Here is a 26,201-nt window from a genome sequence, read left to right as displayed (position 1 = left end):
AGGCATCGGAAGCCATCAGAGGACATCGAAGAACGACAACTTGCCCACCTCGGCATGTGCCGTGCGCGCCGCCGACATGGCGCGATACAAGGCCATCAGTTCCGGAAATGCCTCGGTGGCGGGCTTGCCCTCGATCGCGACGCGCGCCTTGACGAGCACCTCGCTGTGCACCCCATGCTCCTTGCGCACTGCCTCGAGCCGCTTTGCGCTGTGGTCGTTCGCGAATTGCACGTCGGCAATCCGCGTCAACTGATCATCGATCGGGTCAGCCAGCGCTCGCAGTACCGCGACCGCATCGGGGCTGACGTCATTCGCCAACGACGCCGCAGCCGCCCCGAGGCGATTGAGCAGATCCGGCACCCCCTGCCACGTCCGTGGCGGGTGACTGTGGTGCAGCCCGTCGCCGATCTCGATGGACGCGGGCGCGGGCGCGTTCGCCGTCAGCGTGAAATTCGTCGTCCCAGCACCGGGCGCGGCCGTATCGGTGATGGGCGCACCGATGCGCGCGAACACATGGCTGCCGTCGGCGCGACGGAGGTTGAACGCGTCGGTGAGACCGCGCATCAGCGCATGGATCTTGCCGACGTCGTCCAGTGCCACGCCGCCTTGCAGCGTGCCCGCCTTCGTCACGACATCGCTCTTGAACGCACTCAACCGGTCGTAAGCGTTCTTGAAACTTACGCTCGCTTGCTTGAGATCGGCCTCGAGGCTGGCGATGACCTTCGTGCGTTGCGCGAGCGTCTGCTGCGCACGGTCGATACGCGCAATGCGCTCGAAATCGACGGGATCGTCCGAGGCGTGAAGCACGCGCTTTTCTTCGCGCGCGCGGTCGGTCAGGCGTTCGAGCCGCTCGTTCATGTCGCGCAGCACGTGCTCGCGTTCGAAGCGGCTGAAGTGATGATGGATTTGCATGAGGATGTCCTTTCCCGAACGTCGCTCAGACCATGGCCAGCGTGGCGTCGAACAGCTCGTTGGCCACCGAGGCCACCCTGGCATTCGCACGGTAGAGCTTCATGTAGGCCATGAGCGCGCCGCCCGATTCGGTCTCGTCGACGCCTGCCTGCTTCTGGAACTGGCCCCTTGCGGACACCAGCACCGCCCCTGCCGACGCGGTGCTCGCGTCGATTTCGCTTGTGCGCCGGCCCGTCTCGGCGGCCAGCGCGCTCATGGCTTCGACCAGCGTCGTACCCACGCGCCCCGAAAGCGGCACGGGGCCACTGAGCGCGGCTTTGAGGCGATGCAGCGTCTTGCCGTTTCCGTTGGCGCTGTCCGCGTCGAGCGCGAGGTGTTGCGCCGTCTGGGCCATACGCTGCATCTGCGGCAGGCCATCCGGGCCGGTCGCCAGCTTCAGCAGCGGCGTATCGCTGAAATCGCCCGAAGCCACATCGGCGTGCGCGCGGTTAAGTTGATCGACCAACGTGCGCGCGACGTCCGTCATGTCGGCGATGCGCGAGTCGAGCGCTCCGGTGAGGAAGCGGTCGAGGCCACCCAGACGTCCGCCGAGGGTGCCGACCGGCACATCCACGCGCGACGCGCCGGCCACGACCGAATAGCCGCCCTCGGCACGGACGTCCAGTTGCGCGGCACGATTGCCCAGCACCAGCGGGTGCCCGCCTTGCGTCAGCACGTGGTACGCCCCGCTGGTATCGGCTCGCACGTCCACGTCGAGAAATGTCGCGAGTTCGCCCAGCGTCTGATCGCGTTGATCCTCGATGGCCAGTCGGCCCGCCTCGTCCGGCGCCAGACGGTGCAGGCGATTCAGATCCGCCAGGGCCGTCGTGAGGCGATTCACCTTTTCCGCTTCCCCGGCCCGCACCGCATTGACGGTCTCGCGCAGGCGTCCCAACGCCGAGAACATGGCGTTCGTGCGCTCGGCGACACGCCCCAACGCGGCGAAAACGCCATCGGCGTGGACATCGCTGCCAAGCGTCTGGGCCTCGTGGTCGAGTGCGCCGACGAGCTCGCGCAGGCCAAGCGGATCGCTCGCCACATCGGTGCCGCCCAGTTGCGTGAGCAGCGCGGCGAGATGCGGCTTTTGGGCCTCCCATTCGCCGGCGCCGGACACCGCTCGCCACAACTGACGCCGCTGTTCCAGCCCGGCCACGCGCACGACGTCTTGCGCCTGCACCGTGCCATCGGCGCGAGAGGCGACGCGCACCTCGCGGCGCGTATACGCCGAATTGCTCATCTGCGAGATGTTCAGCGCCTCGTTGTCGAGCAGCGACTGCGCGGTCTTCACGCCTTGCGTGGCGATATTCAGCATGTTCATGATTGAGTCCCTGTCCTGTCGATGTGGACGCGGCGCGCGCTCAGCGCGGCGTCATTTGCCGGATGATGGTGTCGGCGATGCCGAACGCGCGACGCGATGCCAGTGCTTGCGCGACTTGTGCGTCCGCCCATTCATGCAGGCCGTCCGTCGTGCGATCGCGTTGACCCAGCGCCCCGGCACCGTCGCGATCGTCGCGTAGTGCCGCGGTGGCGCGTCGCATTTCGCCAAGCAGCTGCGCGACGAAGATCGCTTCGAACTGCTCGGCGGCGGCCGCTAGCGTCGCGCTCGGCGCCACCGGCGTTGCGCCTGCCTCAGACAAAGGCGACCGGGCGGTGGAAATTAGCAAGGGGTTGGGTGTCATCGTTGGGCTCGTCCGTCTCAAATCACGTGCAGCTCGCCGTTCAGCGCGCCAGCCTCGTCCAGGGCCTGGAGAATCGAAATCACGTCGTCGGGGGTGGCGCCGGAGCGGCGCAGGCTGTCGACGATGGTCTGCAGATCGACGCCGGCCGGCCAGACGTGGATATCCGTATCGTCTTCCGCCACGTCGACGCGCGAGCGCGCCGCGCCTGCCGTACGGCCGCGCGAAAACGGGGCCGGCTGGGCGATGACGGGCGACTCGCTCACCGTCACGCGCAGCGAGCCATGCGACACGGCGACCGGCCGCACCGTCACGCCCTGCGAAATCACCACCGTGCCCGAGCGCGCGTTGATGACCGCGCGCGGCACTCGGCTCACGCCCGGCACGGGCAGTGCATGCACTTCGGCGAGAAAGCGCACGCGTGCATCGGCGTCGTCGGGCGACGTCACCTCGACGGTGCTGCCGTTCTTCGCCTGCGCGGTGCGCTCGCCGAAGCGGGCGTTGATGGCGTCGGCGATGTTCGCGGCCAGCTGGAAGTCCGGACGCTTCAGGCTCAGGCGCATGGCGCCGCCCTCGCCGGCCGGCACGGGAATTTCCTGCTCGATCGTCGCCCCGTTAGGCACGCGCCCGGCGGTCGGCGTATTCTTCTGCACGCGCGACCCGCTGCGACCCTCGGCCTGCATGCCGCTCACGACCAGGTTGCCCTGCGCAAGCGCGTAAGTCTGGCCGTCGACCGCACGAAGCTGCGTGAGCAACAGCGTGCCGCCGCGCAGGCTGCGCGCGTCGCCCATCGACGACACGGTGACATCGATGGTCTGCCCGCGCAGGAAGCCAGACGGATAGGTCGCGCTGACCATCACGGCGGCGACGTTGCGCGAGCGCAGTTGCACGTTCTCGGGCATGCTGACGCCGAATTGCTTGAGCAGGTTGGCGAGCGATTGGCTGGAATGGCGCGAGCGCGGGCCGTCGCCGGTGCCGGCCAGCCCCACGACGAGACCGTAGCCAACCAGTTGGTTATCGCGCACGCCTTCCACGTTGACGTAATGGCGCACGGTTTGCGCATGGCTGGCCGGGGCCACGACCATCAGCGCGACCATGACGATCATCGTCGACAGGCACAGCGCGTGGAACCCACGCGGCACACGCGCGAGCGTGTCGGGCAATCGGAACATACGGACTCCCTCAGAGCGGTGCGAACTGGCTGTTGAAAAAGCGCGTGAGCCAGCCGGGGTTGTTGCTGTCGGCGAGCGCACCGGTGCCGAAATACTGGATGCGCGCGTTGGCCACGCGCAGCGACGAGACGCGGTTGGTCGTATCGATATCGCCCGCGCGCACGTAACCGGCTACGCGTACGGTTTCCTCGCCCTGGTTCAGAAACAGGCGTTTCTCTCCGCGTACATGCAGCAACCCGCTGGGCAACACGCGATGCACGATCACCGTGATCGCCCCACGCAGCGTGTTCTGCGCCGTGCTCGAACTATCGCCGCGAAATCCCCGTCGCGCGCCGAGCGCGGTGTCGCCGATGAGCGGCTTTCCCATCAGCGTGGCGTCGTCGATGGACATGTCGCTGCGCTTGTCCAGGCGAGTGCCCGCGCGCTTGCTGGCCTGCGTCTGCTCCTGCAATACGATGGTCAGGACGTCGCCCGCGCGAAACGCCCGCTGGTCCGAGGTGAGCGACAACGCATGCCCGGCGGAAAAGAGGCCACCCGCCTGCCCTTGCGATGACATCTCGGCCACGCTCGGCAGGTCGTCGCTCTCTTCGAGTTGCGGCGGCAGAAAGCCCGCGCAGCCGGTGAGCACCGCAGCGAGCGCCAGCGTGATCGCGACACGCGCGCCGCGACAGATCATCCTGGCATTGCGCGACCGACAGGCCGTTGCGTACGTCATCGTCGTCTCCGTCCGCGTCCGTTAGCGCGCAACCTGCGCGAGGCTCTGCATCATGTTGTCCGCGGCCGACAGCACCTTGGTGCTCATTTCATACGCGCGCTGTGCGGTAATCATGTTCACCATTTCTTCGATGGCCACGACGTTCGAGCCTTCGAGCGCCTTTTGCCGCAGCAGCCCGAGATTCTCTTCGCCCGGGTTGCCTTCGATGGCCGGACCGCTCGCCACCGTCTCGGCGAACAGGTTGCTGCCCATCGGACGCAGGCCGGACGGATTCACGAAGTCGGCCAGTTGCAGGCGGCCGAGCGACGTCGGCTCGGTGTCGCCGGTCTGCGTTGCGCTGACGTCGCCGTCGGCGCTGATCGTGAGGTCGCGCGCGCCCGGCGGCACGACGATATCGCCCACGAGCGGGTGACCTGCCTGTGTGACCATGCGACCATCGGCATCGAGCCGAAGATTGCCGGCACGGGTATAGGCGGTCTCGCCGTCCGGCATCTCGACTTGCAGGAAGCCACGGCCGGTGATGGCGACATCCAGCGCGTTCTGGGTGTCCTGCTCGGTGCCGTTGATGAACTGCTTTTGCGTGCCGGCAATCCGCACGCCGGTGCCGAAGTACATGCCGCCCGGCAACGTCGCGTCGCCTTGCGTGCGGGCGCCCGCCGGGCGAACGGCACGATAGAACGTGTCTTCGAACGCAAGCCGGTCGCGTTTGAAGCCCGTCGTGTTCACATTGGCCAGATTGTTGGCAATGGTCTGTAACTGCGCGTCTTGCGCGTGAACCGCCGTGCGGGCGATGAGAAGTGCGGGATTCATGACATCTCGAAGGAAGAAGTTGGGATGACGTTGGGATGGACAGGGTTCAGCCGCGCATGAGGCGGTTGCCGCCCTCGGCCATGTCGTCGGCGATCTTGAGCACGCGCATCTGCATTTCGAAGTCGCGGCTCGCGTTCATGCTCTGAACCATCGCCCCGACGGCGGACACGTTGCTCGCTTCGCGATGGCCACCACGCAGCGTGACGTCATCACCCGGCAACACGCCGGCATCGCTCACGAGCACGCCGCTGCCTGCGTTGTGCATGTCGCCGGGCATCGCGATCACCCGTTGCAGGCGGCCGACCGGCACCAGATCCGAGGTGCCGGCGAGCACGACCGCCACCGTGCCGTCCTCACCGATGTCGAGTTCGCGATGCGGCGGCACCACGATGGGCCCACCGTCGCCCAGCAAGACACGGCCCTGCAGTCGCAAGGTGCCGTCACCGTCGAGCGTGAGGGCGCCGCCGCGTGAGTAGACAACATCGGCGCCGTCTTCCGGTCGCGCCGCGAGCGCAAGATAACCGTCCCCGTCGATGGCGACGTCGAGCGCACGCCCCGTGGGTTCGAGCACGCCCGGCGTGGTGTCGAGGCCGGCCGGCGCCTGCACGGCATAGTGGCGCGACGCAAGACCCGCGCCCGGCAGGGCGTTGGCCTGTGCCACGGCCAGCGACGCGCGAAAGCCGGTGGTCGCCGTGTTGGCGAGATTCTGCGCGACGACCTGCTGGGCGTCCTGCGCGCGCTGCGCGCCGGACATCGCGGTATAGATCAGGGCATCCATCGCGTCAGATCGACTGCATCAGGTTGCGCATCATCTCGTTCTGCGTCGAGATGACCTTGGTGTTCGCCTGATAGTTGCGCTGCGCTGACATCAGGTTCACCAGTTCGTCCGTCACGTTGACGTTCGAGCCTTCCAGCGCGTTGCTCACGAGCACGCCCGTGGCGCCCTCGCCCGGACGACGCAGTTGCGCCACGCCCGACTCGCCGGTCTCGCGCCAAACGGTACCGTCGGCAGGCGCGAGGCCACCGGCGTTGGCGAACTCACCGAGCGCGAGTTGATATCGCGTTTCGCTCGCGCCGTTGCTGTATTCCGCGACGACCGATCCATCCTTGTCGATGCGAGCGCGAACAAACTCGCCCGCCTCTCGGCCGCCGACTTCGGTCGCGCTCGCGGTGAACGCGCCGCGCTGAGACGCCATGCCGGAGAAGTCCAGCGTCGGCAGCGTGCCGGCACCGGGCGCCCGATCCAGCATCATCGTGGCAGGATCGAGAGTCCCCAACACAGTCACGTTGGCACCGTCGACTTCGGAGACCTCCAGGCGCAGCGGGCCGTCCTGCATCGCGAAGCGCAGGCCTCGCACCACCATGTCGCCATTGGCGTCGCGGAACGTGACGGACGCCTCGCCGATCTGGCCGGCGGTCGTCGGCAACGGGTCGGGCAAACGGCCCTTGATGTCGACCGAAGCGCTGGCGAGCGCCGCCACCGGGCGCTTGTCGATCGTCACATCCGACACGTTCGACTGACCCTGCGCAAAGCCCTGCACGAGTCGCCCGCTCCCGTCGACGAGCTTGTTGTCCTTGTCGACGGCGAAATCGCCGACGCGCGAATAAACACGCTGGCCATTCGTCTCCCGAAGCACGAAGAAGCCATCGCCTTGAATTGCCTGGTGCAGGCGATTCCCGGAATTCTGCAGACTACCGCTGGCGCCGACCGAATATTCGGTGCCGCTGACCTTGACGCCTGCCGGCTGCGCTTCTGCCATCGCCGAAGCGAAACGGGTCGTGGCAGACTTGTATCCTTTGGTCGACACGTTGGAGATGTTCTGCGAGATCGTCTCCAGCGACTGATTGATGGCGTTGATGCCCGACAGGGCGATATCGAAACTCATGTTGTGCTCCTGTGTTCAGGCCGCGCCCAAAGGCGCGCTGCCCGACAATTCCTTGAGGGTTGCCGCGTCGAGGTTCGTTCCCACGCCCAACACATCGACACGCGCGCCGGCGTCGTCCAGATGCACGCGCTCGACACGGCCCGACATACGAACCGGCAGCGTCGTGCTGCCGGCCTGAACGTGAATATCGAAGCGGCCCGTGCCCAAGCGGTGCTCGGCGAACCAGGCGTCGTCGAGGGTGAAGCCGGTGCGTCCCGAGGATGCCGGCAATGGCTTGCGGATCGTTCTGCCGTCACTGCTGCGCAATACGACCTCGGCCCTCTCGCTCTGCGCGGGCAGATCGACCGTGCCGCGAATCGGTTGACCGCTCACGCGCTCGACGCGCGTCGTCTCCACGCTCACGTCGCGACCGACATGACCGCCCAGCGCATAGCCCTGCATGCCCGAGAGCACCTTGGTCTGTGCCAGCACCCGCTGGCTCATCTGTTGCATCGATTCGGCCTGGCTCAATTGCGTGAGCTGCGCCACGAACTGCGCCGGATCGGTCGGATTGAGCGGGTCCTGATGTCGAATCTGCGCGACCAGCAGCTTCGTGAACATCTCCCGCATCTCGTCGCCTGCGCCGTTCGCAGACACGGACGACGCGGCGCCGCTCTGCGCTGCCGCGCGAGCGACGTCCTCAGTACCAATCGCTGATGTCATCCGCGCTCTCCAAGTCGTAACAGTTCCTGCTGCGCCGCGCGAACGCGGGCGAGCACCTCCAGATTGGTTTGAAACGCGCGCGACGCATCGAGCATGTCCGTCATTTCCTCGATCGCATTCACATTCGCGTAGAAGACGTTGCCATCGGCATCGGCGAGCGGATTCCCGGGTTCATGCGCGACACGCGGCGGATCCTCGCTCTCGTAGATGTCGACGACCTGCACGTGCTGCGCCCCCTGAGCGTCGCCGAGCACGGTGGCAAACACCGGCTTGCGCGCGCGATACGCCGTCTCGGCGTCACCGGCGACAGCACCGGCGTTCGCCAGATTGCTCGCCACGGTATTCAGTCGGATGGTTTGGGCGGCCATCGCCGAGCCGGCGATTCCCGCCATTTCCCTGAAGCTCATCGTCAACGGCCTCCGTCAATGACTTTCTGCAATCCGGCGAGCCGCCGGTTCAGAAAGGAAAGGCTGGCCTGCCAGTCGGACAGGTTCTGCGCGAAGAGCGCCTGCTCGATACCGAGTTCCACGGTGTTGCCGTCGGCGCGCGGTTGCATCGGCACCCGGTAGCGCAGGGCATCGGCGGGCGCGCCCGCCAGCGATGCGTGAGCGCCGCGCGCCGACGCGGTGGCCGCGTCCAGATGCTGCTGCACCCGCGCACCGAAATCGAGATCGCGCGCCTGATAACCGGGCGTGGTCTCGTTCGCGAGGTTGGCCGCAAGCACGCGCGTGCGATCCTCTCTCGCGCGCAATGCCGCGGCGTGAACGCCTAGCGCCTGAGAAAAAAATGTCTGCAAAACTCCGCCTCCGTGGTTGACCGATAACGACGGCTCTCATTGTCGACAAAACTATCGAAAATCGGCCCGAACGCACGCGAAATTGACGCGTTTCCCAAAGCCCCTCGCGGCGTTTGGGAAAAAGACGCTGCTTGCGTAACCACTGGGCGAATGACTTCCCCGTAACTTGCGATGCGGCGCCGCTCGCAAGACGCGGCGGTGCGCCGCGAGGCCACCGCGGGGAATTGGCGTGGGGAATCAGCGCTGGGACTTAGCGCTGGGGCGTGTAGGTCGCCTTGACCGAGGCGGGAGATAACACGGCGTCGAGCGCCTGAAGGCGCGTGCCGATGTCGCGCAGGTTGCGCGTATTGATGGCCTTGCAGCGGGCCGCGCTGGCTTGCAGCGCCTGCCAGCGTGCCGAGAGGGTTTCGCGTGCCGGGTTGTCGAGCCACTGGAACACAGGGGCCATCGTGTCGGCGGCCGCCTCACCGAACGCTTGTTCGAGGCACTGCACGCGACGGCGCGCCCTGGCGCGCAAACGACCGACCAATTGTGCGGCACGATCGTGAGCGCGAGCGAGCGCGTCGAGCTGCTCGTCGACGAGCGCGCGATGCAGCGTGTCGAGTGTCTCGATCAGCGTGCGGTAATCCACGAGATCGGCGTCGACATCGGCCACGATGCGCCCCACACATTCGCGGCGCAGGCGCTGCGTGGCGGTGCTCACCGCAGCATCCCGTGATGACTGAGCATCCGGCTCGCGACGCGCTCACTGTCGAATGTCAGTTCGCCGCGGGCAAGCATGGCCTTGATCCGGGCGACCTTGACGGCGTCGATACGCGGCACGGATTCGACCGCCGCTTGCGCGCTGGCGAGCCAATCGCTGGCGTCGGCCGGCACGGTGCGGGCCGCGCCTGCGGATACGCCGCCCGTCAAAGGCATCCTGGCCTCGGCCGACGTCAGGCGCCAGCGTGTGGCGTCGATAGGCATGACATGGGGCATCGCGTCGATCTTGGGCATGAGAAGCCTCCTCGAAAATTACGGTTCACTTGCATCAGGCGACCGATCGCCGTCGCTTGTTAAGCGCTCGGGCAGTCTGGCGATCGCGTCGGCGTCGGCCTGCGCATCCCGTCCGGAGAGCACCAGCGCCGTGTCGTGCGAGGCGCCGAACATCTGCGCCAATTGTGTCGCCCTGGCCTTCGTGAGGACGACGAATTCGATGCGCCGGTTCGCCGCCGCCGTGGGATGATCGGCCAGCAAGGGGGCGTGATCGGCCATGCCGACGGCCATGAGCACCCGACCCAGCGGCAGCCCGCCGGCGACCAGTGCGGTACGCGCAGCGAGCGCACGTTCCGACGACAGGTGCCAGTTGGTGTACCCATCGGCGGCGGACGTCCGATAACGCACGGCGTCCGTATGGCCGACGATCATCAGCGCGTTATCGACGCCGGCCAGCAGCCCGCCGATGCGTGAGAGCAGTGCGCGAGCGCGAGGCGACGGCGTGACGCTGCCGCGCTCGAACATGCCTTGCTCGTCGGAATCGGCCAGACGCACGCGCAGCCCGTCCGGTGTGATGGACGTACTCACGTGATCCGACAGCTTCGCGATCTTGCTGAGCTGTTGCACGGCAGACGCCAGACGCGCCATGTCGGCTGGCGATTCGAACTGACCGTTGGGCGTCGCCTCGATCCGGCTGGCATCGGCTGGCCGCACTTGCGTCGAGGTGGACGGCGAGGTGGCGTGCGCTGAAGCCAGCGTACTGATGCCCGGCGCCTCGGACGACGGCTGCGACTCGAATACGCGCCGCTCCAGCACCCACATCACCACGAACAGGCACATGAGCACCAGGCACAGGTCGGCAAACGCGACCTTCCAGGCGTGGCTGCCCTCCTCGACCGAGGCGCGCGAGCGACGCGTACTCATCGCCCGTCCTCGGCGCCGCGCACCCAACCTTCGAGGGCGTTGAAGCTCGGCAAGGCGCCGTATTGCAACATACGACGTCCCGCGTCGGCCGAGAGCAGCGGCGTTTTGCCGCTCAGGAACGCGATGATGGCCGCGCGCACGCATTCGTAGCCGGTCATCTCCACGGCAACGGATTGCGACAAACGATTCGCGATCGGGCTCAGCACCGCATAGCACGCGAACACGCCGAAGAACGTGCCGACCATCGCCACCGCGACCTGACGCGTGATCATGGCGGTCGCCGCACCGGCCCCGATGTCGTACATCGCGAGCACCAGACCGAGCACGGCGGCAATGATGCCGAAGCCCGGCATCGATTCGGCGAGCTTGTGCAGCGCCTGCACGGGATGCATCATGCGACGCTCGCGACTCTCGATTTCCATCGCGAGCAGGCTGTCCAGCTCGCCTCGCGAGCCTTTGCTCAGGGCCGCTACGCGCAAGGCATCGACCGTGAAGTCGACCAGCTTCGTGTTGGCCAGCACATGGCCACTGCGCTGGAAGATGGGGCTGCGCGCCGGGTCGTCGAGATGGGCGTCGAGCGCACGATCGCCGTCGCGCGACGAGGTTTGCAGCAGTGTGTAGGTCAGCGTGAGCAACTCCTGCTCGAACGCCTCACCATGACGGCGGCGCCGCATGGCCGCCGCGACGACCGCGCGCAGGTCACCCAGCACGCGCGACGTGTTGCCCACGAGAAACGCGCCCAGCGCCGTGCCGACAACCAGCACCAACTCGTTCAGATGAAATACGGTCTCGAACTGGCCGCCATTGAGCCAGAACATGCCGAACACGCTACCCGCGATCACGGCAGCCCCAAGCAGCAGTAGTTTCATTTCGTTTGCCTCGTCTAATCTGTCTGATTCGTCAAATTCGTCTAAGTCATCTGACCGTTGCGTTGTGAGGCGCGCACCGTTCGCGCGCCGCTTCGCCCGGCGTCATGCATGGCGAGCCGCATCTTGGCGAGCGCCGCCTGATGAATCTGGCAGATCCGCGCCCGGGTCAGCCCCAGCACTTCGCCGATCTCCTCCAGATTCATGTCGAACTCGTAGTACAGCTGCACGACGCGCTGCTCGCGCGCATCCAGCGCGTCGAGCGAACGCGCGAGACTCTGCCTGGCGGCGACCAGGTCTTCCGGGCTGCGCCGCTCGACCAGTGCCTCGTTGGCCGCCATGCCCCCTTCGGCGAGCAGTTGGTCGAAGCTCGCGATGCTCTCCGCATAGCTGGCCATCTCGGCTTCTTCCAGCGAGGCGGCGTCCATCCCCGCGTGGTCGCGCAATTCCTCGCGTGTCGGCGCACGCCCGAGCCGGCGCGTCAGTTCGCGCTCGGCATCGCGCCGCCGGTGCGACGCCTGCCGCAACGTGCGCGGGCGCCAGTCGAGCCGCCGGAGTTCGTCGAGCACCGCGCCGCGAATGCGCGTGGCGGCGTAGGCGATGAAGCGTTCGTCCTGCGGGCCATAACGTCGTATGGCGTCGAGGGCGGCGATCAGCGCGATCTGCGTCATGTCTTCCTGCGCCATCGCCACATTCGTCTGTGGTGCCAGCGAGCGCACGATGCGCGCAATCACCGGCATCAGGCGCAAGACGTGCGCTTGCTCGTCGGCGACCGGCATCGCCGGCCATGCCGACGGCGACGGCGGCCGCGACCTTGGCAGCGACGCGTGCGGACTCGCGGCACGCGAGGGCCGCGAGCCCTCCCCATGGATGCCGCGCGCGGCGCGGGCATCGTTGCTCACCTCATCGCGAATGCCGTCGCGCGGCTCGTCGCGTGCGCGCATGACGGGGCCATACATCAGTGTGTTCATAGCCGGAATGCCTCGTCGCCGCGATCCGCGGCGCCCAGCGCGAGGCCCGGGCGGGTGTCGCCGGACCGATCGTCGCGCGCATGCCGCTCGCGGGCATTGCCAGACGCACCGTCGCCGCCGTGTTGCGGCAAACTGGCGAGGCTCACGTGGACCTCCCCGGCGTGTCGTTGCGAGAGCATGTCGCGCAGAAGCCCGACCGTCCCCTGAACCAGGCTCAACACCTCGGGACGCGCTACGTGCAAGCTCACGCTCAGTTGCATCGGCGACTTGCGCACCACGATGCCGATCTCGCCCAGTTCGGCTGGCATCAACCGCATGCGCGCTTCCTGGACACCGTTTTCCGTCATCGACTGCACGCGCTCGGACAGGGTTCGGGACGCGGCGGCCCCATCGCCCACGCTCAGATGTCCGGCCAATTGCCCGCTCGGCATTGCGGCAAGAATCGCCAATCCCGGCGTCCCCGATGCGGCAGTCGACTCTGTCGCCAGCGCGCTCGCGAACGGCGTCGTCACCCGCGTTGCGCGAAGCCTTTGTGCCGCGCCGCCATCGTTCGTCACGTCCGCGGGCAGCAGCACAGCGGGCGGCAGCGTCATCGGCGAGGCGACCCGCGACGCGGAAGCGGTTGCGGTTGGCGCTGCCGCCATGAAAGACGATGCGTCGGCCGCGCCGCTCCCGCGCTCGGTCAGTGGCACGCTGCCGAGCGCGCCCTGCATGCGATGCGCGCGCGCAGCGAGCATCGTGGCGATGTGGGACGTCGGCGTGTCGTCATGCGACGCGTCACCACGCGCATCGGCGTGGGGCAACATTGGCGCCGGTTCACCGACATCGGGCGTGACGGCCGTCGTCGCTGCGGGCATGACAGGCAGGATCGGCGAAATGAAGGCAACGTTGCGCGCCCTTCCGGCGTCGTCGCGCGCCGACTCGACGGTGCCAGGCGTCTCGACCGCGTTCGACAGATCGGACTCGGTCAAGGGCATCGCGGGGGTGACCGGCGTCGTGACGGGGATTTCCGTCCCGGAACCAAACGAGGCGTCCGACGCTTCGCCCGACGCCCCCCACACGGCATCGGGTTGACCGACCGAGCCGTCGACCGGTTCGCGTCCCTCGGCCGACGAGCGAACGAGCGACGCCGCAAAGTCGTGCAACGCGCGCCCCTCTCGGGGATGCGGCACCGCTTGCGCCAGATCGGCAGGCAGCGCGCCATCGGCCACATTGGCCAACGGGTCCGCGCCGGTCAATGTCATGGGGCGAGCCGCTTCAACGATCATCGTGCATCCTCAGGTAGCCGAGCGCGCCATCGCGCCAATGACCGAGTCCGGCCAAGTGTCTGCGCGCGGTCGATGCGGCGCGCTGAGACAACAGGTAAGCCTGGTCGTGCGCGATGCGCGCATCGGCCATGGCGTGCGCAAGCCGGATATCGCGCGCCTCGGGCGACGGCGCGTGCCGCCACGCACGGCGGAACAACGCGTCGGTGGCTTGCAGCAAGTCCCATTCGCGCGCGGCGGAATGCCGTCGCAGGTCTCGCGCCAGCGCGCGGAAGGTCGCCACATCAACCACAGCGCGTCTCCAGCGAGCGCCAGCCCTGCGCCAGTTGCGTCACCACGGCGGTGACCTCGTCGAGCTTGGCGACATCGTGCTCCACGCTCGCCTGTGCGACCCCGCGGATACAGAAGTCGTACACCGTCGCCAGCGGTTGCGTGACGCCCGGGCCATCGGCCGCATCGACGTGCGACGCCAATCCATTGAGCAGATTCAGGCATTTGGTGACGCTGCGCAGGCGCGCCTCGTCGCGCGAATGCTCGATGTGCGCCCGCACGCGTGCCAGTTCGTCGAGCAGCCCGTCGAGCAGGATAAGCATGAGCTGAAGCGGTGTGGCGCCCGCGATGCGGGCGTCGAGGTCTGAGGCGTGGTATTGCTGATAAGCCATGATCGGTTTGACTCCCTAAAGGATGACGACGCGCATCATTCGTCGGACTTGCGCGATCCGCGAAAGAGCGCGTCGACGAAGCTGCGTATCTCGTTCATTTGCTGGCGAACCTGCTCTGCGCGCGCAAATTCGCCGGTGTAGCGCGCCACGAGCGCGCGAAAGCGCGTCTCCAGCCGATCCTGTTGCTCGGACAGCCGGCGTGAAGCGATTTCGTCGTTGTCGGTCCGGTGCCTGAGCACGCCCGTGATCTCGTCGGTCCACTCACGGATGCGCACCGCCAGCCGCATGCCCGCCGGTTGCTTGTCGAGGTCGGTGCGGGTGTCGCGCTTCATGACGTCGGCGCTCTCGCCGAACCACCGGCTCAACAGTTCCTTGTCTTCGGCGTAAGCGGCGTCGAAGCGCACCGAGTCGAAGGTGACCGATCCGTCGGCGTTACGCTTCACCCCGAACTGGGCGGGATCGAACGTCTTGCCGTCGATCGTCACCGGCCGCTCGAAATGGCGCTCCAGGTCGCGCAGCAGCGAGCGCACACCGGCGTCGGCATAGAACGGGCCCGCCGGTTTGATGTCTTCGCGCGTCTCCTCGCCATCGACGGAGACCGCCGCGCCCGGGGTGCCCGGATCCATCAGCTCGCGCACCTGCTTGCGCAGCGCGTCGTATGCCTGAACGAGCGCGCGCAGGTTCGCCGCCGTTCCCTCACGATCCGGGACAACCGACACACGCGTCGTCTCGACTGCGGCATCCGCCTTTTTCAATGACAGGGTGATCCCCGCGAACAGGGCGATTTCGTTGCTCGGATATGCCTCGTCCTGCCCCGCTTGACCACCAAGACGCACGATTGCGTTATCGCCTTTCGCGAGCACCGTTCCGATTTCGGCGCCAGCCGCGTCCTTGACGCTGAAGCGGGCGTCCAGCCCGGAGGATTTCGCCGTCAACAGAAGCCGCGGCACGCCGTCCCTCGCGACGTACCGAAGATCGGCGCGGACGTGGCCGCTCAAGTTGGGGTCAGCGTTGATGCGTCGGGCAAGCGCCTTGACACCCTCGGGCGTTGTCAGGTCCAGTCCAGACGTATCGAGCGCAACCGCCTCGTTGCGTCCCGCCACGGCCAGCTTGCCGTCGGCAAGCGCCGCAATGTTCTGGATCTGCACCTGGTGCACGGTGGCGAGCTGTTTGACATGCACGTCGAAATCTAGCTGCTGCACGCCCTTCTCCAGCTTGACGGAGAACGCCTGATCGTTCGATTGCGTGGCTTTGTGCTGACGCAAGTCCGCGCTGTCGCCAAGGCGTCGCAGTTGCTTCTCGAAGGCGCCCAGCACGTCCTTGAGCGTTGCGACGCCGGTTTGGCGGGATTCGGTGCTGGCCTTGTCTTTCCCGAGACGGCCGAACTCCGCTCGCATGCGGTTGGAGGCAACATCTTGGGCCAGCTTTTCGATACGGTCTTTCACTTGCAGCATGGCGAAACTCCTGATTCAGGGTGGGCACGAGGCGCAAAACGCGGGGTTTCTCCCACCCAAGCGACCTCGGCACGCGCTTTGTCAACGCCAGGGATCGAGGGGATTTCCTCATTTCGCTCACGCGCGGACACGCCCCGCTGCCAGATCGCCAGCGCCAGCGCGGCTTGCTCGCGCGCCTCGCGCTGCCATCGCGCCTGACGCGCCGCCGTCTCGTGACGGGCGACAAGGATTGCCACACCTTCGCGCCGACGCTGCGCGTCGCGCACGGCCTGCGCCGCGACCGCCTGCCAGCGCCCCATCTGCACCATCGGCGCTTGCTGCGTCTCGATCATCTCCACGAGCGTGCGCTTGTAATCGGCGCGATTCTGAAAGCTGTGCGCGCTCGCACGCGTGCCGTCGATGGCCACGGCGCGATAGAGCGCAGTGAGCTGGGCAACGTTGCGCGCAAGCCGTTGTTGGCGTTGCGCGACTTGGCGGCCATCGCGCTGTGCCGCGTCGAGTTCGCGCTCGCGCATCGACAGCAACGCGCGCAGGGCGCGTGGTGCGTTGTCGTTCATCGACATAGCGCCTCCAGTCGCTCGCACAGATCGTGCGGCGCGCGGTGTTCCCCCTCGTGCTGGCACAGGAAGTCGAGCATGGCGGGATGTCGCGCCACGGCGCGGTCGGTCTCGGCGTGCGCGCCGGGCACATAGGCGCCCAGCGGAATCAACTCGCGAATTTGTCGATACGCGTGCCACTGCGCCTTGAACGCGCGCGCCGCGCCGGCATGACGCGCGCCCACCGCCTGCGTCATGCACCGGCTCACCGATGCTCCGATGTCGATCGCCGGGTAGTGCCCCGCATCCGCCAGTTCCCGCGACAGCACGATGTGGCCATCGAGCACTGCGCGGGCGGTGTCGACCACGGGGTCCTGCAAATCGTCGCCCTCGGCCAGCACCGTGTAGATCGCGCTCAGACTGCCCGAGCCCGCGCCATTGCCCGCGCACTCGACCAAACGCGGCAAGCGGGCGAACACCGATACCGGATAACCACGTGCCGCGGGTGCCTCGCCCAGCGAGAGCGCCACCTCGCGGCACGCCATGGCGTAACGCGTGAGCGAATCGACCAGCAGGAGCACGTCGTGGCCCGCGTCGCGAAAATGCGTCGCGATGGCGTGGCACAACTCGGTGGCTTTCATGCGCTGCGCGGGCGGTGCGTCGGCCGGCGCGGCAACGACGATGGCCTTGGCCAGCCCGTCGCGCCCGAGCGTCTCGGTGACGAACTCACCGACTTCGCGCCCCCGCTCGCCGATCAGTCCAACCACGACGATCTGCGCTTCGGTATGCCGGGTCATCATGCCGAGTAGCACGCTCTTGCCCACCCCGCTGCCCGCGAACAGCCCCACGCGCTGCCCCTTGCCCAGACTCAGCAGTCCGTCGATCGCGCGCACGCCGACGGCTAGCGGCTCGGCAATGGCGCGCCGATCCAGCGGCGCCGGTGGCGATCCCTGGGTATCGAGCCACGTGTCGCCGCGCAACGGGCCCTTGCCGTCCAGCGGCTGCCCGAACGCGTCGACCACGCGGCCGAGCCACGACGGGCCGATGCGCAGCGCCGGCGTCGAGTGGCCGGGCAGCACACGGGCACCGGGCACGACGTCGGCCACACACGCAAACGTCAAGAGCTGCAGCGTGCCATCGGCAAACCCGACGACTTCGGCGTCGGTCCATCGGCCGGCAGACGTTTCAACACGACACGGTTGGCCGAGCGAAAACCGTTGGCCTCGCGCGTCGAGCACCGCGCCATTCGCACGCGTGACGAACGCCATCGGTGTCGCGAGTGCGATCTCGTCGTTCATCGTCGAGCCTCTGGCGTCTCGTCCGGCGTAGGCGCTTGCATGCACGCATCGACCCAGTCGGACAATCGCCGGCGCACGATGTCGTGCGTCGCGGCTTGCCGGCCGTCGCACCCGGCGTCGTACCAGAGGCCGTCGGCATCGACCCGGCAGGCGCCGCGCCCGAGCGAAGGATCGGCAACGATGCGCCATCCCGCACGCTCGCCGTCGGCACGCGGCGATCCGTCAACGATATCGCCACCGATACGCGTCGCGAGCGCCTGGGCGTCGTCAGGGCCGACGTAGACGGTGACGCGGTGGTCGCTCGTGCTCAACTGCGCGAGCAGTCGCTGCACGATGCCGGCAATGTCGGCCGGTGCCGTGTTCAACTCGCGCTGCAAGATCGCTTGCACCGCGCGTGTCGTCACGTCGCACACCACGTCGAGCGCCCCCGCCGCGAGTCGCGCGTGCACTTGCTCGCGCGCCGCCTGCAGCGCTGCGAGCGGCTGGGCAATGGCGTCGAGTTCGTCGCGCAGGCGCGCGGCGTACAACACCTGCGTACGCGCCTCGGCCGCGTGTTCGCCGTGCGCACGGCCGGCGTCGAAGGCTTCCTGCCACACGGCATGACGCGCCTGCGCGGCGCCACGCGCCACGCCTTGCGAATACGCCTGCGCGCGCAGGGTGTCCAGATCCGGCGTCACCGGCACCCACCCGCGCTGCGCGGCGGCATCCGACTGGGTCCCAAACCGGTGCGGCTTCATTCGAGCACCTCGCCGTCGGCCAGACGCAGGAAGAGATTGGCCTCGCGCGCTCGCGTGCGCAGCACCGTCATGATCTCGCTGCGCGCGGTTTCCACGCGTGCCGCCGACACCGCGCCAAGACGCCGCATAGCCTGCGTGAGTGCGTCTTCCTGGAGGCGGGACATGCGCTCTCGCACGACTTGCCGCATGCGGGCGTCCGTCCCCTTGAGCGCGGTCGCCCACGTTTCGGTCGACACTTCGCCCACGGCCAGATCGATGACTTCCGGCGCCTGATATGCCAGGATGTCAAAGCTGTACAGACTCGCCTCGACGGACTCCGCCAGCGTGGCGTCGTGCGCGCGCAGGGCTTCCATAAGCCGCTTTTGATCGTCGGGCACATGGCCGATGATTTGTGCCGCGAGCCGGGTGCCCGGCACATCGGCATTCTCGGCCGACAGCCCGGAGAGACACCGATCCGCGATCAGCTCCAGATCGGCCAGCAACTCGCGATCGACACGCGTGAGCTGTGCCGTCTCCAGCAACAGCGCTTCCTGTTGCGACTCGGGCAGCGCCCGAAGCAGTTGCCCCGCCAGGTCGGCGGGCAGGTAGGCGAGCAGCAACGCCTGCATGCGGTGATGCTCGCGCGAGAGCACGTCGGCAAGCCGTGCGACGCTCACCCATTGCAGGCGAGCCAGCTTGGGCCGAACGCGATCGCCATAGATGCCGTCGAGCACGTTGCTGGCGATCCCCTCGCCAAGCGCCGCGGCGAGCGAGCGTTCGAGGTAAGCGCGCGGTGCGGCATTCGCGCCGCCGTGCTGCGTGCAGGCGGCGAGGAATTGGTCGACGATGGCATGCACGTCGTGCTTCTTCACGCTGCCGGCGCGCGACATGGCGTGCGCCACGCGCAACAGCTCGGCAGGCGCGAGTTGCGCCATCACGGCGGCGGCAGCCCGCTCGCCCATGCAAAGCAGCAGCACGGCGGCGCGGTCGACGCCATTGATCTCACTCAGCGCGGAAGTGTCAGCGGGAAGCAGCATGCGTACCGATCCATTGTTTGATGATCTGGGCGACTCGTTCGGGTTCGCCGTCGGCCAGGGTTGTCAGGCGTTCGAGCTTCGTGTCGAACGACGCGTCCGATGCGGGCGGCAAGTCCGCCGCGAAGGCCGGCAGCGCCGCTTGCTGCGCGGCGCGCTCCGCTTCATGGCGACGGCGCTCGCTGGCCTTCGCTTCAGCGGCCAGCGCGGCGGCCTTGCGGCGGCGCGCACGCCGGGCCAGCGCGGCCCACAGACCCAGCGCCAGCACGAGCGTCGCGGCGGCCGCGATGGCGGCATATTTCCTTTGCGTGTCGGTCAGCACCGAGGGCTGAGCGGCCGCGTCCGGCGAGTCGACGAAGGCGGCACGGTCGGACACCGCGAACGGCATGGCGCTCACCACCAGCGTGTCGCCACGCCCGGTCTGAATGCCCGTGCCGGCGCGCAGCGCACGCTCCAGCTCGGCAAGGGACTCGGCGGTCCACCCGTTGCCGCCCGGCGCCGCTTGCGAGTCGACCATCACGGCCACATGCATTTGGCGCACGCGCGGACGGTGGCGCTTCGTCTGCGTAATCGAGCGGTCGTAGGCGAACTGACGCGTGGCCGAGGTCGTGCGCGTCGCACCGGCGTCGCCCGCGAGCAACGGCGCGGCGTCCACCGGGCGGTTGGTCATCGCCCCCGGCACACCGCCCACGACGGCGTCGTCGTCGCGCGCTTCACGCACGGCTTCCTGCGTCACGCGCGGGTCGGTGCCGAGCGCCTCGGTGGTGTTGGACACCAGGTCCTCGTCCAGGTCGATGCTCACGCTCGCGCGATAGCGATCGGGGCCGAGAATGCCGTCGAGCAGGCCGCGCACGTTGCGAAGCGCGTCGTCGCGCGAGCGGGTGCGCGCTTCGGCGTTGCCGTGCGTCGCAGCGTCCAGATCGAGATTCGCCGTGAGCGGCGTGCCGTGCTGATCGACGATGGAGACCTGCTCCGCCGCCAGTCCATTCACACTGCCGGCGACGAGCTTGACGATGGCACTGACCTGCTGCGGTGCAAGCGTCTGCCCGGCGCGCACGGCAATCAGCACCGACGCGCTGGCCGACGCCTTGGTGTGGGTGACGAACGACGTCTGCGGCGCCAGCGCGAGATGCACGCGGGCCGAGTCCACCGCGTCGATCGACATGATGGTGCGCGCCAGTTCGCCCTCCAGCCCGCGACGAAAGCGCACGTCTTGCACGAACTGACGCACGCCAAGACGCTCGTCCCGGTCGACCAGCTCCAGCCCCGGCGGCAACTCCGGCGTCACGCCCTTGGCCGCCAGCGCGAGACGCGCGCGGCCGACCCGGTCATGCGGCACAAGGATCGCGCCGGTGTCTGGATGCATGCGAAACGGGATCTGCTCCGCGTCGAGCACGCCGGTCGCCTGCGCGATCGGAATGCGTTGGTGCTGCCCGAAGAGCGGCGCGTAGCCGGTGTCGCGCGAAACCCAGGCGAGCGTGGCCGCGGTGATGGCGCCGGCAGCCACGACGATCGGTAACGCACTGCGCAGTTGTCCGGCAAGACCCGATGGCTGTGCCCGCCACTTCTGCCATCGCTCACGCGATTGCGTGCCAGCGTTGCCCAGCGCACGAAAAATGTTGTCGATTCCCATATGTCGATTCACTTGGCCGAACAAGGGGTGGGTCGGATCGAAATCCAACCGCCCTCACTCGGCTAAGGCGTGACGCAAAGCCCGCCTGCGTCGTGTGCCAGATTGAAGGCGCCCATGGTGACAATGAATCCGTCAACTATCGAAAATCTGCGTAGTCTTTGGGCATTGGCCGCATGCAAAGCGTATTTTTGGTGCGATTTCCCATTAACACGGGGTCGACGTAGGGCAGGCCGTCGCGCCAACGTCAACCGCGCGGCGCGCGATGGGAGGACGGTCGGGCCCAGATGCGACAAAGCCCTCACGCGCATCACGCGTGAGGGCTTTGCTGTCTTGCGGAGGCGGCGCGGGGGCCGCTCCGGTCTGTGACGGCCGACGTCAGTCGACGTCGGTCCGTGTCAGTCTGTGTCAGGCGGCGATTGCCTCCGGCTTGGCCACCTCGTCTTCCACCGAGCTGAGCATCAAGTGCTCGAAGGCGCCCAGCGAGGCCTTCGCGCCTTCGCCTACGGCAATCACGATCTGCTTGAACGGCACGGTCGTGATGTCGCCGGCGGCGAACACGCCCGGCACCGAGGTGGCGCCCTTCGCATCGACTTCGATCTCACCATGACGCGAGAGCGACACGCTCCCCTTGAGCCATTCGGTGTTCGGCACGAGCCCGATCTGCACGAACACGCCTTCGAGCGCGATCGTGGACGTCTCCCCCGACGCACGGTCGCGATACACGAGACCGTTGACCTGTTGCGCGTCGCCGCGAATCTCGGTGGTCTGCGCGTTGAGCACCACGCGCACGTTCGGCAAGCTGCGCAGCTTGCGCTGCAGCACGTCGTCCGCGCGCAGTTGCGTGCCGTATTCGATCAGCGTGACTTCCATGACGATGCCGGCCAGATCGATGGCGGCTTCCACGCCTGAGTTGCCGCCGCCGACGACCGCGACACGCTTGCCCTTGAAGAGCGGACCGTCGCAGTGCGGGCAATAGGCCACGCCGCGGTTGCGATATTCGCGCTCGCCCGGCACACCGATCTCGCGCCAGCGCGCACCGGTGGCGAGCACCACCGAACGGGCCTTGAGCACCGCACCGCTGGCCAGATGCACTTCGTGAATCTGGCCCGGAATCAGCGCCTGCGCGCGTTGGGTGTCGATCACGTCGACGTCATAGGTCGTCACGTGCTGCTCAAGGGCCGTGGCGAACTTCGGGCCTTCGGTGTGTGTCACCGAGACAAAGTTCTCGATGGCCATCGTGTCGAGCACCTGACCGCCGAAGCGTTCGGCGACCACGCCCGTCACGATGCCCTTGCGGGCAGCGTAGATGGCCGCGGCCGCGCCTGCGGGACCGCCGCCCACGATGAGCATGTCGTAGACCGGCTTGTTGTCGAGCGCCTTTGCGGCACGCGCGCTTGCGCCAGTATCGAGTTTCGCGAGCAATTCCTTCACACTGGTTCGGCCTTGCGTGAACGATTCGCCGTTGAGAAACACAGTGGGAACCGCCATCACCCGACGCGCTTCGACTTCGCCCTGAAACAGCGCACCGTCGATGGTGACCTGCTGAATGCGCGGATTGATCAGCGCCATGACGTTGAGCGCCTGCACGACTTCCGGGCAGTTCTGGCACGACAGCGAGATATACGTCTCGAAGCGGAAATCGCCGTCGAGCGCACGAATCTGCGCAATGGTGTCGTCGTCGAGCTTCACCGGATGCCCGCCCACTTGCAGCAGCGCGAGCACCAGCGACGTGAACTCATGCCCCATCGGCAGCCCCGCGAAACGGATGCGCGGCGCCTCTCCCGGCGTGCCGATGGCGAACGACGGTCGACGCTCGGCGGCAATATCATCGCCATCGCCGCGCGCCACGACAGCGATCTGCGGCGAGAGCGAGGCGATCTCGTCGACCAGGGCCTTCATCTCGGCCGACTGGGGGCTGTCGTCGAGCCACACGGCGATCTCGATCGGGCGCGTGACTTTCTGGAGGTACGTTTGCAACTGGGCTTTGAGGGTCGCGTCCAACATGGCGTTTCTCCGTCTCGATAAGGAGTGATGGGGTGAGCGAGGCCCACCGCGCCGGCCGGAGGCGGGCGCAGGTCAGCGTCGGGATTCGGGATCAGGCGCCGGCGCACCAGGGTCGGTGGCCGGCGCGGGCCACGCGCCGCCAGGTCACAGGCGCAGCGCTCGTGGCAGTGATCGAGCGAGGCGCTTTGAAGTGCTTAGAAGTTGTTAGAACTGCTTATAAGTACTTTGAAGCGCTTTTCAATGCTTAGATCTTGCCGATCAGGTCGAGCGACGGGCTCAGCGTTTGCGCGCCCGGCGTCCACTTGGCGGGGCAGACTTCGCCCGGATGCGCGGCGATGTACTGCGCTGCCTGCACCTTGCGCAGCAGTTCCTTGGCATCGCGGCCGATGCCATTGTCATGAATTTCGCACAGCTTGATCTCGCCTTCCGGGTTGATCACGAACGTACCGCGCAGTGCCAGCCCTTCCTCTTCGATCAGCACGTCGAAGTTGCGCGAGATCGCCAGCGTCGGGTCGGCAATCATCGGGTACTGGATCTTCCGGATCGTGTCCGACGTGTCGTGCCAGGCCTTGTGCGTGAAGTGGGTGTCGGTCGACACGCTGTAGATCTCCACGCCCAGCTTCTTGAATTCGTCGTAATGATCGGCCAGATCGCCCAGCTCGGTCGGACACACGAAGGTGAAGTCGGCCGGGTAGAACACCACCACCGACCACTTGCCCTTGAGCGTCTCGTCGGTCACGGTGAGGAAATCGCCATTTTGGTAAGCGTTGGCTTTGAACGGCTTGATTTGGGTGTTGATGATCGGCATGTCGTTGTCTCTCTGACGGGGTGGAAAGTGTTGACAGTATGCCGAACGCTATCAATTATACAAAATTGATTATAAAAATCTATGTCATTGGTTCAGGCTATCGGCGCCGATAGCCTTCCCGCTTCCTGCTTCCTGCTTCCTGCTTCCTGCTTCCTGCTTCCTGCTTCCTGCTTCCTGCGCCTCCCTTCCCGCTAGCATCCCCCCTGCTCTGCCGTGCCCTGCCACGTCATGCCGGTCGTTGTCCGGCGCTCAAGTGTGCCAGGGCTCGGTGATTCAGCGGCTTAGCGCTGCGGATACCGTACTGCACGAACCTTGCCGCTTCCGCCCCCGCCGCAGAAGAAAAGATCGGCGCCGTTGTGCTCCAGGCCGCTCACGCCGATGCCCTGCGGCATTTCCAGGCGCATGAGCACCTCACCGCTCACGGGATCGACCTGGCGCAGTTCGCTCTCATCGTTCTCCCATGTGCCGTGCCAAAGTTCATCGTTCACCCAGGTCACCCCGGTCACGAACCGGTCGGACGCGATGCTGCGCAACACCTGTCCGGTCGCAGGATCGATTTGCAGGATGCGGCGGTCGCGATACTGCCCGACCCACAGGCTGCCCTCGGCCCAAGTCAGTCCCGAGTTGCTGCCGCTCTGCGGTGCGGGAATCGACGAGACAACCTTGCCGCTCGACGGGTCGATCCTGTCGATGCGCGACTCGGCGATCTGGTATAGATGCGTGCCGTCGAAGGCCGTGCCGGCATCGCTCGGCGCGTCGATCGTACGACGGACTTCGCCGCTGGCAGGATCGATGGCAATCAGCGTATCGCCCGTGGCGGCCCATACCTGCCGGCCGTCGAACGTAACGCCATGGATACGCTCGTTGTCCGCGAACGGGCCGTACTCACCGGCGATATCGGCCGCCATCACGGCGGCTTGGGGGAGCGGTCGCTCCACGCGTTGCAGTTTGCTTGTCATGTCAGGCTCCGGTTGTGACGCCGTCGTCGGCGTGCAAGTCCACTCTAGCCAAACGACCATCCAACAGGGAGTAACAATGTCGTCGTGAATTCGGTGAGCGGCGGCGACATCCACCGACGGGCCCTTGCGCGCCCGAGCGCACGCACACGGCCCTCTTCCTCCAGCGCGGCCAGGGCGCGTTGCACCGTGCGTTGACTCGCCCCAAGGGCCAGCGCCAGCGCGGACGTCGACCAAGCGGCACCGTCCGACAACAGGGCGACGAGCGACGCGCGATCGCCATCGATGGGGGGCAGCAAGACCGACACCGCCTGCTCACCCTGCGTGCGCAGCACGAACCCGCGCGGCGTCGCGTCGATGTGGGCAAGTCCCTTGAGCACCGCGCGCAGACGGCCGATTTCCACGCGCAGACGAGCGCGGTGGGTGTCGTCGGGGCGCCGGAGTCGAAACACTTCAGCGATGAGCGTATCGCGGTCGACGTCGCCAGGCCAGGCGCGCGCGAGTTGCAGCGCCAGGGCAAAGAGCGCCGGACGCCGCGCCAGTGGACGCCAGCGATTGCCAGCGTTACTGCCAACGTTACTGCCAGCGATATTGCCGGCGTTACCACCAGCGCTGATGCCACGCCGACAGGCATCGACGACGAGCGAATCCGAGTGCAGCAGTCGCGCCACGTCGTCGAGGTTCAACGCGCGCTCGCCGTCGGCGTGCGCAAGTCGAGCGGCCGGACGCGCCAGGGCCTCGCGCACGGTCTCGACTTCGGCGATCAACGCGGGGATGTTGGCCGCCGACGCGGCTATCTGCGCATGCGCGAGCATGGCATGCGCCTGTGCGATGCGCAGTGTGCGCAGCGCCAGCTCGGCGCAGATCAGCGCATGTCCGGCGACGAGGCGCGCCGGGATGGCGTCTGACGGGGTGTCGTTCAGGGCTTGCGCAGCGGTGTCAAGCTTGCCGAGCAGCACAAGGCGACGCGCAATGACCAGACGCGCGAGCATGGCATTGGGGATGTCCGCATGCGCAAGCAGCACGGCGGCGGCGGCGTGGAGCGATCGCGTCGACCCGCCAAGGTCGCGCATGGCGAGCGCGACTTCTGCGTCGGCGACAACACATCGGGCGCGCGCCAGGGCCTCATGCGGGCCGAAGCCTCGCGCCGCCCGCTTGAAAAGCTCGCGCGCGCGAGCGAACTCGCCCAGTTGTGCCATCGCGATGCCGCGCAGCGCGAGCGCGGGCGGATCGTCGCGCAACGCGATCCGGCGCAAGGCACCAAGCGAATCGCCCGCAGCGAGCGCGCGGGCCGAAGCAGCAATGAGAGCATCCATCGCGCGATATTACCTCGCGCACAAGGCGATGCCGACGGCGCGATGTCGGCATCGCAAAAACGTTACGGACGAGGC

At 67.2% G+C, this 26,201-nt stretch carries 29 protein-coding genes; all 29 read right to left on the bottom strand.

All coding sequences use genetic code 11. From position 1 onward, the window contains the following. Positions 1 to 15 precede the first annotated feature (15 nt). Positions 16 to 912, bottom strand: coding sequence for a hypothetical protein (locus PEP31012_RS12995; RefSeq protein ID WP_150589755.1), 897 nt, complete (start codon positions 910 to 912; stop codon positions 16 to 18). 25 nt (positions 913 to 937) lie between these two features. Beyond that, positions 938 to 2,269 (bottom strand): FlgK family flagellar hook-associated protein, encoded by a 1,332-nt coding sequence (locus tag PEP31012_RS12990; protein WP_150589754.1) that lies wholly within the window; start codon positions 2,267 to 2,269, stop codon positions 938 to 940. A gap of 40 nt (positions 2,270 to 2,309) precedes the next feature. Continuing rightward, on the bottom strand, positions 2,310 to 2,630 hold the full coding sequence (locus PEP31012_RS12985) for a peptidoglycan hydrolase (protein ID WP_150589753.1): 321 nt from the start codon (positions 2,628 to 2,630) through the stop codon (positions 2,310 to 2,312). 17 nt (positions 2,631 to 2,647) lie between these two features. Next, on the bottom strand, positions 2,648 to 3,799 hold the full coding sequence (locus PEP31012_RS12980; RefSeq protein WP_174978230.1) for a flagellar basal body P-ring protein FlgI: 1,152 nt from the start codon (positions 3,797 to 3,799) through the stop codon (positions 2,648 to 2,650). A 10-nt stretch (positions 3,800 to 3,809) separates the two neighbouring features. Then, the gene (gene flgH, locus PEP31012_RS12975) at positions 3,810 to 4,514 is read right to left on the bottom strand and encodes a flagellar basal body L-ring protein FlgH (RefSeq protein WP_246171274.1); all 705 of its coding nucleotides are present in this window, start codon (positions 4,512 to 4,514) and stop codon (positions 3,810 to 3,812) included. Positions 4,515 to 4,535: 21 nt separating this feature from the next. Next, positions 4,536 to 5,324, bottom strand: a complete 789-nt coding sequence (gene flgG, locus PEP31012_RS12970) for a flagellar basal-body rod protein FlgG (protein WP_150589752.1) — start codon at positions 5,322 to 5,324, stop codon at positions 4,536 to 4,538. 46 nt (positions 5,325 to 5,370) lie between these two features. Next, positions 5,371 to 6,102, bottom strand: a complete 732-nt coding sequence (locus tag PEP31012_RS12965; RefSeq protein ID WP_150589751.1) for a flagellar basal body rod protein FlgF — start codon at positions 6,100 to 6,102, stop codon at positions 5,371 to 5,373. 4 nt (positions 6,103 to 6,106) lie between these two features. Then, complete coding sequence (locus tag PEP31012_RS12960; protein WP_150589750.1) at positions 6,107 to 7,210, bottom strand: flagellar hook protein FlgE; 1,104 nt, start codon at positions 7,208 to 7,210, stop codon at positions 6,107 to 6,109. A 15-nt stretch (positions 7,211 to 7,225) separates the two neighbouring features. Beyond that, the gene (locus tag PEP31012_RS12955) at positions 7,226 to 7,912 is read right to left on the bottom strand and encodes a flagellar hook assembly protein FlgD (protein WP_150589749.1); all 687 of its coding nucleotides are present in this window, start codon (positions 7,910 to 7,912) and stop codon (positions 7,226 to 7,228) included. Further along, positions 7,909 to 8,319 carry a flagellar basal body rod protein FlgC gene (flgC, locus tag PEP31012_RS12950; RefSeq protein ID WP_150589748.1) on the bottom strand — a complete coding sequence of 137 codons (411 nt, stop codon included), beginning with the start codon at positions 8,317 to 8,319 and terminating at the stop codon, positions 7,909 to 7,911. Before flgC ends, PEP31012_RS12955 begins: the two co-directional genes overlap by 4 nt. Positions 8,320 to 8,321: 2 nt before the next feature. Next, entirely contained in the window at positions 8,322 to 8,636 is a 315-nt protein-coding gene (gene flgB, locus PEP31012_RS12945; protein WP_425494959.1) for a flagellar basal body rod protein FlgB, read from the bottom strand. A gap of 322 nt (positions 8,637 to 8,958) precedes the next feature. Beyond that, entirely contained in the window at positions 8,959 to 9,411 is a 453-nt protein-coding gene (flgN, locus tag PEP31012_RS12940; RefSeq protein ID WP_150589746.1) for a flagellar export chaperone FlgN, read from the bottom strand. Next, complete coding sequence (gene flgM / locus PEP31012_RS12935; protein WP_150589745.1) at positions 9,408 to 9,704, bottom strand: flagellar biosynthesis anti-sigma factor FlgM; 297 nt, start codon at positions 9,702 to 9,704, stop codon at positions 9,408 to 9,410. Before flgM ends, flgN begins: the two co-directional genes overlap by 4 nt. Positions 9,705 to 9,722: 18 nt before the next feature. After that, positions 9,723 to 10,607 (bottom strand): OmpA family protein, encoded by an 885-nt coding sequence (locus PEP31012_RS12930; RefSeq protein ID WP_150589901.1) that lies wholly within the window; start codon positions 10,605 to 10,607, stop codon positions 9,723 to 9,725. After that, positions 10,604 to 11,476 carry a motility-associated protein gene (locus tag PEP31012_RS12925; RefSeq protein ID WP_150589744.1) on the bottom strand — a complete coding sequence of 291 codons (873 nt, stop codon included), beginning with the start codon at positions 11,474 to 11,476 and terminating at the stop codon, positions 10,604 to 10,606. The genes PEP31012_RS12930 and PEP31012_RS12925 overlap by 4 nt, the downstream gene beginning before the upstream one ends. 41 nt (positions 11,477 to 11,517) lie before the next feature. Next, a complete protein-coding gene (locus PEP31012_RS12920) occupies positions 11,518 to 12,444 on the bottom strand; it encodes a FliA/WhiG family RNA polymerase sigma factor (protein ID WP_217427131.1) in 927 nt (308 codons plus the stop codon). Beyond that, complete coding sequence (locus PEP31012_RS12915; protein WP_174978229.1) at positions 12,441 to 13,688, bottom strand: flagellar hook-length control protein FliK; 1,248 nt, start codon at positions 13,686 to 13,688, stop codon at positions 12,441 to 12,443. Before PEP31012_RS12915 ends, PEP31012_RS12920 begins: the two co-directional genes overlap by 4 nt. 13 nt (positions 13,689 to 13,701) lie before the next feature. Beyond that, positions 13,702 to 14,001, bottom strand: coding sequence for a hypothetical protein (locus PEP31012_RS12910; RefSeq protein WP_150589742.1), 300 nt, complete (start codon positions 13,999 to 14,001; stop codon positions 13,702 to 13,704). After that, positions 13,994 to 14,371, bottom strand: a complete 378-nt coding sequence (gene fliS / locus PEP31012_RS12905; protein WP_150589741.1) for a flagellar export chaperone FliS — start codon at positions 14,369 to 14,371, stop codon at positions 13,994 to 13,996. The genes PEP31012_RS12910 and fliS overlap by 8 nt, the downstream gene beginning before the upstream one ends. Positions 14,372 to 14,406: 35 nt before the next feature. Next, complete coding sequence (fliD, locus tag PEP31012_RS12900; protein WP_150589740.1) at positions 14,407 to 15,825, bottom strand: flagellar filament capping protein FliD; 1,419 nt, start codon at positions 15,823 to 15,825, stop codon at positions 14,407 to 14,409. After that, positions 15,813 to 16,388 carry a flagellar export protein FliJ gene (locus PEP31012_RS12895; RefSeq protein ID WP_174978228.1) on the bottom strand — a complete coding sequence of 192 codons (576 nt, stop codon included), beginning with the start codon at positions 16,386 to 16,388 and terminating at the stop codon, positions 15,813 to 15,815. Before PEP31012_RS12895 ends, fliD begins: the two co-directional genes overlap by 13 nt. Then, positions 16,379 to 17,659, bottom strand: coding sequence for a FliI/YscN family ATPase (locus tag PEP31012_RS12890; RefSeq protein WP_281355471.1), 1,281 nt, complete (start codon positions 17,657 to 17,659; stop codon positions 16,379 to 16,381). Before PEP31012_RS12890 ends, PEP31012_RS12895 begins: the two co-directional genes overlap by 10 nt. Continuing rightward, entirely contained in the window at positions 17,656 to 18,396 is a 741-nt protein-coding gene (locus tag PEP31012_RS23995; protein WP_150589737.1) for a FliH/SctL family protein, read from the bottom strand. Before PEP31012_RS23995 ends, PEP31012_RS12890 begins: the two co-directional genes overlap by 4 nt. Continuing rightward, complete coding sequence (locus tag PEP31012_RS12880) at positions 18,393 to 19,412, bottom strand: FliG C-terminal domain-containing protein (RefSeq protein ID WP_150589736.1); 1,020 nt, start codon at positions 19,410 to 19,412, stop codon at positions 18,393 to 18,395. The genes PEP31012_RS23995 and PEP31012_RS12880 overlap by 4 nt, the downstream gene beginning before the upstream one ends. Further along, entirely contained in the window at positions 19,396 to 21,042 is a 1,647-nt protein-coding gene (fliF, locus tag PEP31012_RS12875; protein ID WP_150589735.1) for a flagellar basal-body MS-ring/collar protein FliF, read from the bottom strand. The genes PEP31012_RS12880 and fliF overlap by 17 nt, the downstream gene beginning before the upstream one ends. A 405-nt stretch (positions 21,043 to 21,447) precedes the next feature. Then, complete coding sequence (gene ahpF / locus PEP31012_RS12870; RefSeq protein WP_150589734.1) at positions 21,448 to 23,046, bottom strand: alkyl hydroperoxide reductase subunit F; 1,599 nt, start codon at positions 23,044 to 23,046, stop codon at positions 21,448 to 21,450. Positions 23,047 to 23,290: 244 nt separating this feature from the next. Further along, entirely contained in the window at positions 23,291 to 23,854 is a 564-nt protein-coding gene (gene ahpC / locus PEP31012_RS12865; RefSeq protein ID WP_150589733.1) for an alkyl hydroperoxide reductase subunit C, read from the bottom strand. A 281-nt stretch (positions 23,855 to 24,135) separates the two neighbouring features. Next, positions 24,136 to 24,813 (bottom strand): Vgb family protein, encoded by a 678-nt coding sequence (locus PEP31012_RS12860; protein ID WP_150589732.1) that lies wholly within the window; start codon positions 24,811 to 24,813, stop codon positions 24,136 to 24,138. A 44-nt stretch (positions 24,814 to 24,857) separates the two neighbouring features. Continuing rightward, the gene (locus PEP31012_RS12855) at positions 24,858 to 26,126 is read right to left on the bottom strand and encodes a helix-turn-helix domain-containing protein (protein WP_150589731.1); all 1,269 of its coding nucleotides are present in this window, start codon (positions 26,124 to 26,126) and stop codon (positions 24,858 to 24,860) included. Positions 26,127 to 26,201: the final 75 nt, after the last annotated feature.

This window comes from Pandoraea eparura (assembly GCF_902459725.1).
GTDB lineage: Bacteria > Pseudomonadota > Gammaproteobacteria > Burkholderiales > Burkholderiaceae > Pandoraea > Pandoraea eparura.
This window is presented reverse-complemented; position numbering and strand designations above follow the sequence as displayed.